General features: G+C 64.8%; 7 protein-coding genes. 3 read left to right on the top strand and 4 right to left on the bottom strand.

What is annotated here, in order from left to right:
* Positions 1-761, bottom strand: a 761-nt coding sequence (locus tag VK519_RS14305) for a cache domain-containing protein (protein WP_324350842.1), incomplete at its 3' end; no start/stop codon positions are given.
* A gap of 227 nt (positions 762-988) precedes the next feature.
* Here VK519_RS14305 and VK519_RS14300 point away from each other — a divergent pair.
* The gene (locus tag VK519_RS14300; RefSeq protein ID WP_324350841.1) at positions 989-3,148 is read left to right on the top strand and encodes a TonB-dependent receptor; all 2,160 of its coding nucleotides are present in this window, start codon (positions 989-991) and stop codon (positions 3,146-3,148) included.
* Positions 3,149-3,167: 19 nt separating this feature from the next.
* Positions 3,168-3,857 (top strand): Fe2+-dependent dioxygenase, encoded by a 690-nt coding sequence (locus tag VK519_RS14295; protein WP_324350840.1) that lies wholly within the window; start codon positions 3,168-3,170, stop codon positions 3,855-3,857.
* On the opposite strand, the gene VK519_RS14290 is transcribed toward VK519_RS14295, so the two are convergent.
* The gene (locus VK519_RS14290) at positions 3,858-4,004 is read right to left on the bottom strand and encodes a hypothetical protein (protein WP_324350838.1); all 147 of its coding nucleotides are present in this window, start codon (positions 4,002-4,004) and stop codon (positions 3,858-3,860) included.
* Between the two features lie 215 nt (positions 4,005-4,219).
* On the opposite strand from VK519_RS14290, the gene VK519_RS14285 reads away from it, so the two are divergent.
* Entirely contained in the window at positions 4,220-5,911 is a 1,692-nt protein-coding gene (locus VK519_RS14285; RefSeq protein WP_324350836.1) for a PQQ-dependent sugar dehydrogenase, read from the top strand.
* A gap of 58 nt (positions 5,912-5,969) precedes the next feature.
* On the opposite strand, the gene VK519_RS14280 is transcribed toward VK519_RS14285, so the two are convergent.
* Together VK519_RS14280 and VK519_RS14275 are read right to left on the bottom strand one after the other, a co-directional pair.
* Entirely contained in the window at positions 5,970-6,614 is a 645-nt protein-coding gene (locus tag VK519_RS14280) for a glutathione S-transferase family protein (RefSeq protein ID WP_324350834.1), read from the bottom strand.
* An 80-nt stretch (positions 6,615-6,694) separates the two neighbouring features.
* A partial coding sequence (locus VK519_RS14275; protein ID WP_324350832.1) for a LysR family transcriptional regulator occupies positions 6,695-7,559 on the bottom strand: 865 nt, incomplete at its 5' end.

Raw genomic sequence — 7,559 nt, 5'->3', positions numbered from 1 at the left:
CGCATGCGTTCAAGGCCGCCCAGCAGGCTGTCGGGCGGGTAATGGGAAACATCATCCGGACGCAGGTCACCGCCGGCGATGCGCGAAGCCATGGCCACGGCCTCGTGGGGTTCGCCGCCAAGGGTGCGTCCGATGCTCCGCAGCGACAGCCATACCATCAGCACCACGATCGCGCCGATCATGGCGGCGCTGGACAGGCTGGCAATCAACTGTTGGCGGAACGCCTGGTCGATGTCCTGGAAGTACGCGCCGGTCACGATGTGAAGGTCCCATGGCTTGTACCAGCGCGACACGCCGATCTTGTCGCGGGCTTCCCCGGTCTTTGGCACCAGCTGCGTATAGCGCACTTCGGCCGTGCCATCGGCCTTGTCGCCCTCGAGCAACGCACGGTAGTGATGGAAGCCGTGCACATCGGTATCGTCGGCGATGCTCTTGCCCACCTGGTCGCCACGTAGCGGATGTTCGCGCAGCACCAGGTTCGAGTCGAAGGCATACAGGTAACCGGTGCCGCCATCCCAACGAATCGCCTGGACCTCGGCAAGCGCAAGACGGCGCGCGGTGGCCTCGTCGAACTCCCCCTTGGCCGAGCGCACCCGGAATGCCTCGATGATCGATATCGCACTGTCCACCTGGTGCGACAGGCTGTGGGAAAGGCTCTTCATCTGCTGTGCACGGCTGTCCACCGCCGACAACGCGCAGAGCGCGGCCAGGCCCAGCACCACCACCGTCATCACCAACCACACGCGCGTGGCCAGTGCCATGCGCGAAAACCAAGCCGCCATTTTCTATTTGCCCCGTGTCGATCCCAGGGCATCGCCCGTCGCGCCCCTCATAGGCTGCTAACGGCCCGGCGATCAGGAACTTGATGATTGCGACCGCAGTAAACAGCGGCATTCGCAATATGTTGCGCTTTGCAAATGCTTACGGCCCGGTAATAATGACAACGATTCGCATTTGTATTTCCGTTCCCATGAGGCCTCCGAAGATCATGTCCCGACGCAACGCGCTCACCGCGGCCCTCCTCGCCGCCCTCGCCATGCCCGCCGTTTCCCTGGCCCAGTCCGCCGACCAGGCCAGCGCCAGCGACCAGGACGGCTCGTCGGCCAAGACGCTCGGCGCCGTGCACGTCACCGGCAGCATCCTGGGCCAGGACTACGACACCGATACCTCGCATGTAGCCAAGGTGCCGACCGCGATCCGCGATATTCCCCAGACCGTGGTCGTGGTCAACCGCAACCTGCTCGAAGCCCAGGGCGCCACCAGCTTCCAGGACGCATTGCGCAATGTGCCGGGCATCACTATCACCGCAGCCGAGGGCGGCACCATCGGCGACAACGTCAACCTGCGCGGTTTCTCCGCCCGCACGGACATCTACCTCGACGGCTTCCGCGACCGCGGCCAGTACTATCGCGACACCTTCGACCTGGATGCCATCGAAGTGCTCAAGGGGCCGTCCTCGATGTTGTTCGGCCGCGGCTCCACCGGCGGCGTGATCAACCAGGTGAGCAAATCGCCCCAGCTGCGCAGCTTCGGGCAGCTCAGCACCACCGTCGGTACCGACGACCGCTATCGCATCAGCGGCGACTACAACACGCCGCTGTCGGCCACCTCGGCGCTGCGCGTGAACGCCTATGCGCAGGATGTCCATTCCACTCGTGACGTGGTGAGCAACCGCGACGGCGGCCTGGCGCCTTCGGTGCGCTTCGGCATCGGCACGCCGACGGAAATCACCCTGTCGGCCCTGCTCGAACGCAACAACGACAAGCCCGACTACGGCTTGCCGCCGGTCAACCGCGCGCCAGCAAAGGTGAACCAGGACAACTACTACGGCTTCACCGATGACCGCACCATCCAGACCGTGGGTGTCTTCAGCGGCCGCCTGGAGCACACCTTCAACGACGACCTGAAGCTGCGCAGCCAGGTGCAGTACAGCCACTACACCACCGATGCACGAGAGACCGCGCCGAACACGGTGCTGACCAACACCGGGGTTGCGCTGGACAAGACCCAAGGCAACCTGACCAACCTGCCGCTGGACGACCTGATGGTGCAGCTGGCCAGCCACGACCGCGTGATCCACGACCGCTCGCTCGATACCCAGAACGACCTTACCGGCAGCTTCGATACCGGCCCGATCCGCCACGATTACATCGCCGGCATCGAGCTTGGCCATGACAACTACGACAACCAGGCCTATAGCCGCACGGGCCTGCCGGTGGTGTCGCTGGTGGACCCGCCGCGCGAAGCGCAGCCGGCCAACGTGAAGCAGGTGCTGGGCAATCATGCCCAGGGCAGCGCCGACACCTTTGCCTACTACGCCAACGACACCATGCACTTCAGCGACATGTGGCAGGCCGTGCTGGGGTTGCGCCGGGATCGTTTCTCCGCGCAGCTGGACAACTCAATCACCGCGCCGTTCAGTGCCAAGCAGACGGTGTACTTCACTTCCGTACGCAGCGGCCTGATCTTCCAGCCCTCGGCCGAACAGTCGTACTACGTGTCCTACGGCACCTCGTTCGACCCTTCGCTGGAAACGCTCACCGTCACCAGCGGTACGCAGTCGCTGAAACCTGAAAAGAACAAGTCGATCGAAGGCGGCGCCAAGTGGACGCTTGCCGACGACCGCCTGGCGATCAACGCGGCCCTGTTCCAGGTGACCAAGACCAACGCCCGCACCCAGGTGGACACCGGTGTGTATGCACTGGATGGCAATGTGCGCGTGCGCGGTGGGGAGCTTGGCATCACCGGCCGCATCACCGACCACTGGCAGGTCTTCTCCGGCTACACGCGCCTGAACTCCGAGATCGTCAAGGCCGCGGACGGCAGCCAGGGCAACGTGCTGGGCAATACCCCCAGGAACAGCGCCACCGCCTGGACCACCTATACCGTCGGCCACGACTGGGAGTTCGGCGGCGGCGCCACCTATGTGTCGCAGCGCTATGCGGACAACAAGGAGCTGGTGAGCGTGGGCGGCTACGTGCGGTGGGATGGCACGATCGCCTATCATCAGCGCAAGTACGACCTGCGCCTGAACTTCCTGAACCTCACCGACAAGAAGTACATCAGTGGCGTGATCCAGTCCGACGGCGGCCGCTCCATCCCCGGTGCCGGCCGCACCGAAATGCTCACGGTGAACTACCGCATCTGACCTAAGGAAGCCCGCTGCCATGCTCGTGCACATCGCCGGCGTTCTGGAACCAGGGCAACTGCGCTCGTTCGTGGAAAGGCTTCATGCGGCCGATGCCCCCTGGGTGGACGGCCGCGCCACGGCCGGCCACCAGGGTGCCCACGTCAAGCGTAACGAGCAGATCGCCGAAGGCACGCCGCTGGCCGTGGAGCTCGGCGGCGTGGTCGAGGCCGCGCTCAGGCGAAATCCCCTGTTCGTAAGCGCCGCCCTGCCCGACCGCCTGTACCCGCCGATGTTCAACCGCTATGAAGGCGGCATGCACTTCGGCAGCCACGTGGATGGCTCGATCCGCTACCTGCCCGGCAGCGGCACGAAAATCCGCACCGACCTTTCCGCCACCCTGTTCCTGGCCGATCCTTCAAGCTACGACGGCGGCGAGCTGGTGGTGGAAGACACCTACGGCACGCATGCCGCGAAGCTTGCCGCCGGCGACATGATCCTTTACCCCGCCAGCTCCGTGCACCGCGTGGAGCCGGTCACCCGCGGCATGCGTACCGCCTGTTTCTTCTGGGTGCAAAGCCTGGTGCGCGACGACGGGCAACGCGCGCTGCTGTTCGAACTGGACACGGCCATCCAAAGATTGACCGCGACCGATGCCGACCAGGCAGCGCGCGTGCAGCTCACCGGCTGCTACCACAACCTCCTGCGCATGTGGTCCATCGCCACCTGATCAACGGTCGTAGCCGCGGTCATAGCCGTGGGAGTACCCGTGGTAATACGGATGGTGGTAATAACCGCCACGTGCCGGCACGACGATACAGCCGGTGGCCATGGCAGCGAACGCACACAAACCGGCAATCAGCAATAGCTTCTTCATGGCGCCTCGCCTTTCGTTGGACACGGGACATAAAACGGTTGTCCGCGTTCGCAAGTTGACGGTGGGTGCCGCAGGTTTATGCCTTGGGTTCATGAATTGCACAGCGAAGGTACAGCTTTGATGCATGACTTTCGTATCACGCACCCGTGACATTTGGCCGGTACACTCCCGTGTGGAGTTTGGGGCCACTAGCCGTGCCAGGCAAAGGAATAACCATGCTGCACTTGAGTCTTGATCGGGCCGTCGGGCCGCGCCTCGCGCACCGGGCCTATCTCTTCGTCGCCTTCACCGCGCTCGCGGCGCCTCTAGCGGCGCTGGCGCAAACGGGTTTCGACGGTGTCCCCGCTTCGGCCGCCAAGACGGCCAATCCATTGGCCGGACAACCGGCCGCCATCCAGCAGGGCGCCAGCCTCTACGCCACCAATTGCGCGAACTGCCACGGCGCCGCCGGCCAGGGCAACGGCAACATCCCTGGCCTTGCCACCGACAAGGTGCGGCAGGCGAAGGATGGGGAGCTCTTCTGGTTCATCACCCACGGCAGCGTCAACAACGGCATGCCCGCCTGGGACAAGCTCACCGAAGCTGAGCGCTGGCAACTGGTGAGCTTGCTCAAGTCAGGCGATGTGGCCAAGGCAAGCGCCTCCGCTGATGCCCAGGCGCCGATCGCCAACGAAAGCTGGCCGCCGCCGAAGGCGCCGTTTACCGATTTCCGCTATGAAGCGCCCGGCAAGGCGCGCAAGATCACCGTGGCTGACCTGCCCGAGCCATTTGCCACGCCTTCGGCAGGCAACGCGCCGAAGGTGGTACCGCGCCCGGCGAACGTCTGGCCCAAGACGCTGCCCGGCTTCAAGGTGGATATCTACGCGCAAGACTTGAAGCGCCCGCGCCTGATGCGCACGGCCCCCAACGGCGATGTATTCGTCGCCGAGACCCGCGCCGACCAGATCACCGTGTTCCGCGGCATGACAGCTGATGGCAAGCCGGCCAGCCAGCAAGTGTTCGCCACGGGCCTTAACGAGCCCTTCGGCATTGCCTTCTATCCGCCCGGGCCGAACCCGCAGTACATCTATGTCGGCAATACCGACGAGGTCGTCCGCTTCAAGTACACCAACGGCGACCTGAAGGTCCAGGGCAAGCCCGAGCACATTATTGACTTGCCCCACGGCGGTGGCCACACCACGCGCGACGTGGCGTTCTCACCCGACGGCAAACGGCTGTATGCGTCGGTGGGTTCGTCCTCGAATGTCGACGACGTGGACACCACCCCCGCCGAACACAACCGCGCCGACATCCTGGTGATGAACCCGGATGGTTCGGACATGAAGGTGTACGCCTCGGGTATCCGCAACCCGGTGGGCCTGGCGGTGGACCAGACATCCGGCGAAGTGTGGACGTCGGTGAACGAGCGCGACGGCCTGGGCGACAACCTGGTGCCCGACTACATCACGCATGTGCAGGAAGGCGGTTTCTATGGCTGGCCGTGGTGGTACATGGGCAACCACCAGGATCCGCGCCACGCCGGCAAGCATCCGGAACTTGGCCCCAAGGCGATCGTGCCCGACGTGCTGCTGAACCCGCACAACGCATCGCTGCAGCTGACCATCTACGACGGCAGGCAATTCCCCGCGCAGTACCACGGCGACATCTTCGCCGCCGAACACGGTTCGTGGAATCGCTCGGCGCGTGCCGGCTACGAAGTGATCCGCGTGCCGCGCCATGGCACCACGCGCGCCAGCGGCGTCTACGAGGATTTCCTCACTGGCTTCGTGCTGCCCACGGGGCAGGCCTGGGGCCGGCCGGTGGGCGTGACGGTGGCACCGGATGGCTCGCTGCTGGTGAGCGACGACGGTTCGAACACCATCTGGCGTGTGAGCCACCTTGGCGCAGGGGCGGCCGCGGGCAAGTAGGTGTGGGGGTCAGAGCACGGCTCTGACCCCGGCATCGCACGGCTGGGCGCTTGATGGGCTAGCCGGCTTTCTTCGACGCATCGTCCTTGTTCGGCAACAGGGCATCGTCGATCTCGCGGGCCCGCTGCGCGGCGGGCCGGCCCTGCAGGCGGCTGGCGTACTCCATGAATGCCGGCCGCTTGTCGATGCTGCCGAACATCAGGCCCCAGCCGACGTGTGAACCCACGTAGACATCGGCCGCGGTGAACTGCGAACCGCAGATGTATTCGTTCTGCTTCACCGCGTATTCCAGGGCATCCATGGTCGCTTCGAAATTCCCGTAGCCGGCCATGGCTTCGCGATCGGCGGGCACCTGGAAATTCAGTGCCTTGTTGGTCACTGCGGCCTCGAGGGGACCGGCGGCGAAGAACATCCAGCGGTAGTAAGGCCCGCGACGTGGGTCGGTGGGCGGCGGCGCCAGGTTGGCCTGCGGGAAGGCATCGGCGAGGTACGCACAGATCGCCGCGCATTCGGTAACCACCGTGCCGCGATGGACGATGGCCGGCACCTTGCCCATTGGGTTGATCGACCGGTACTGCGCCGATTTCATGCTGTCGAATTGCACGATCTCCGTGCGATAGGGCTGCCCTACTTCTTCCAGCATCCAGCGCGCGATGCGGCCGCGCGACATCGGATTGGTATAGAAAACCAGATCATCGGCCATGGCAGTACCCTCGATGGAATCGGTCCATCCACGGTGTCACGGCTCCCTGCAAGGGTCAATGGCCTGGGCAGGCACGACGCCTAGGGCGCGTCCAGGTAGGGTCGCAGCACGTCTTCGATCCAGTCCATGAACACTTTCACCCGGCGCGGCAGGTTGCGGCGATGGGCATAAACCAGCGACACCGGCATGGGTTCGGCGGGAAAATCCGCAAGGATCTCAACCATCGTCCCGCCCTCGACCTGCACGTGCATGGCGCCTGCGGGCACTTGCACGATGCCAAGGCCGGCGGCGCACGCGGCCTGGTACGACTCGATGCTGTTGACGGTGATCACGCCCGCCATCGGCAGGTTGCGATATTCCCCATCCACCTGATATTCGAAACCTTCAGGCCTCGTACCGAGGTTCGTCACGTAATGCACCAGGCGGTGGCGGGCGAGGTCATCGAGGGTCCGCGGCTCGCCGTACTGCTCAAGGTAACCCAAGCTTGCGCAGTTCATCATCCGCATGGCGCCCAGCCGTCGCGCCACCAGGCTCGATTCGGCAACGTGCCCTACGCGCACCACGCAGTCGAAGCCCTCGCGGACCACATCCACCCTTCGATCGCTGCTGCTCACTTCGATCTCCAGCCCCGGGTGCTGGGCAAGCCAGCCTCCCAGGCGCGGAATCACCATCGACCGCGCCATGGAACTTGGCATGTCCACGCGCAGGCGCCCGCGCAAGGCTTCGTTGCCGTCGCGGAACATCGACTGCATTTCGTCGACGTCGGCCAGGAGATCACGAACCCGCTCGTAAAAGGCCTGGCCATCTTGCGTTGGCTGCACGCGGCGGGTCGTACGGTGCAGCAGCCGGGTACCCAGCAGCGCTTCGAGCTCCTGGACTGCCGTGGAGGCGCTCGCCTTGGGCATGCCCAGCGAGTCCGCCGCCCGGGTGAAGCTGGACAGTTCC

This window comes from Pinirhizobacter sp. (genome assembly GCF_035317885.1).
Lineage (GTDB): Bacteria > Pseudomonadota > Gammaproteobacteria > Xanthomonadales > Rhodanobacteraceae > Pinirhizobacter.
Note: the sequence above shows the minus strand (reverse complement) of the source record. Positions and strands in the feature narration are given on the sequence as shown.

Bases quoted from the DNA above. Each gene is read 5' to 3' on its own strand.
- VK519_RS14290 (WP_324350838.1), bottom strand. From the start codon at position 4,004: ATGAAGAAGCTATTGCTGATTGCCGGTTTGTGTGCGTTCGCTGCCATG.
- VK519_RS14295 (WP_324350840.1), top strand. From the start codon at position 3,168: ATGCTCGTGCACATCGCCGGCGTTCTGGAACCAGGGCAACTGCGCTCG.
- VK519_RS14300 (WP_324350841.1), top strand. From the start codon at position 989: ATGTCCCGACGCAACGCGCTCACCGCGGCCCTCCTCGCCGCCCTCGCC.
- VK519_RS14280 (WP_324350834.1), bottom strand. From the start codon at position 6,614: ATGGCCGATGATCTGGTTTTCTATACCAATCCGATGTCGCGCGGCCGC.
- VK519_RS14285 (WP_324350836.1), top strand. From the start codon at position 4,220: ATGCTGCACTTGAGTCTTGATCGGGCCGTCGGGCCGCGCCTCGCGCAC.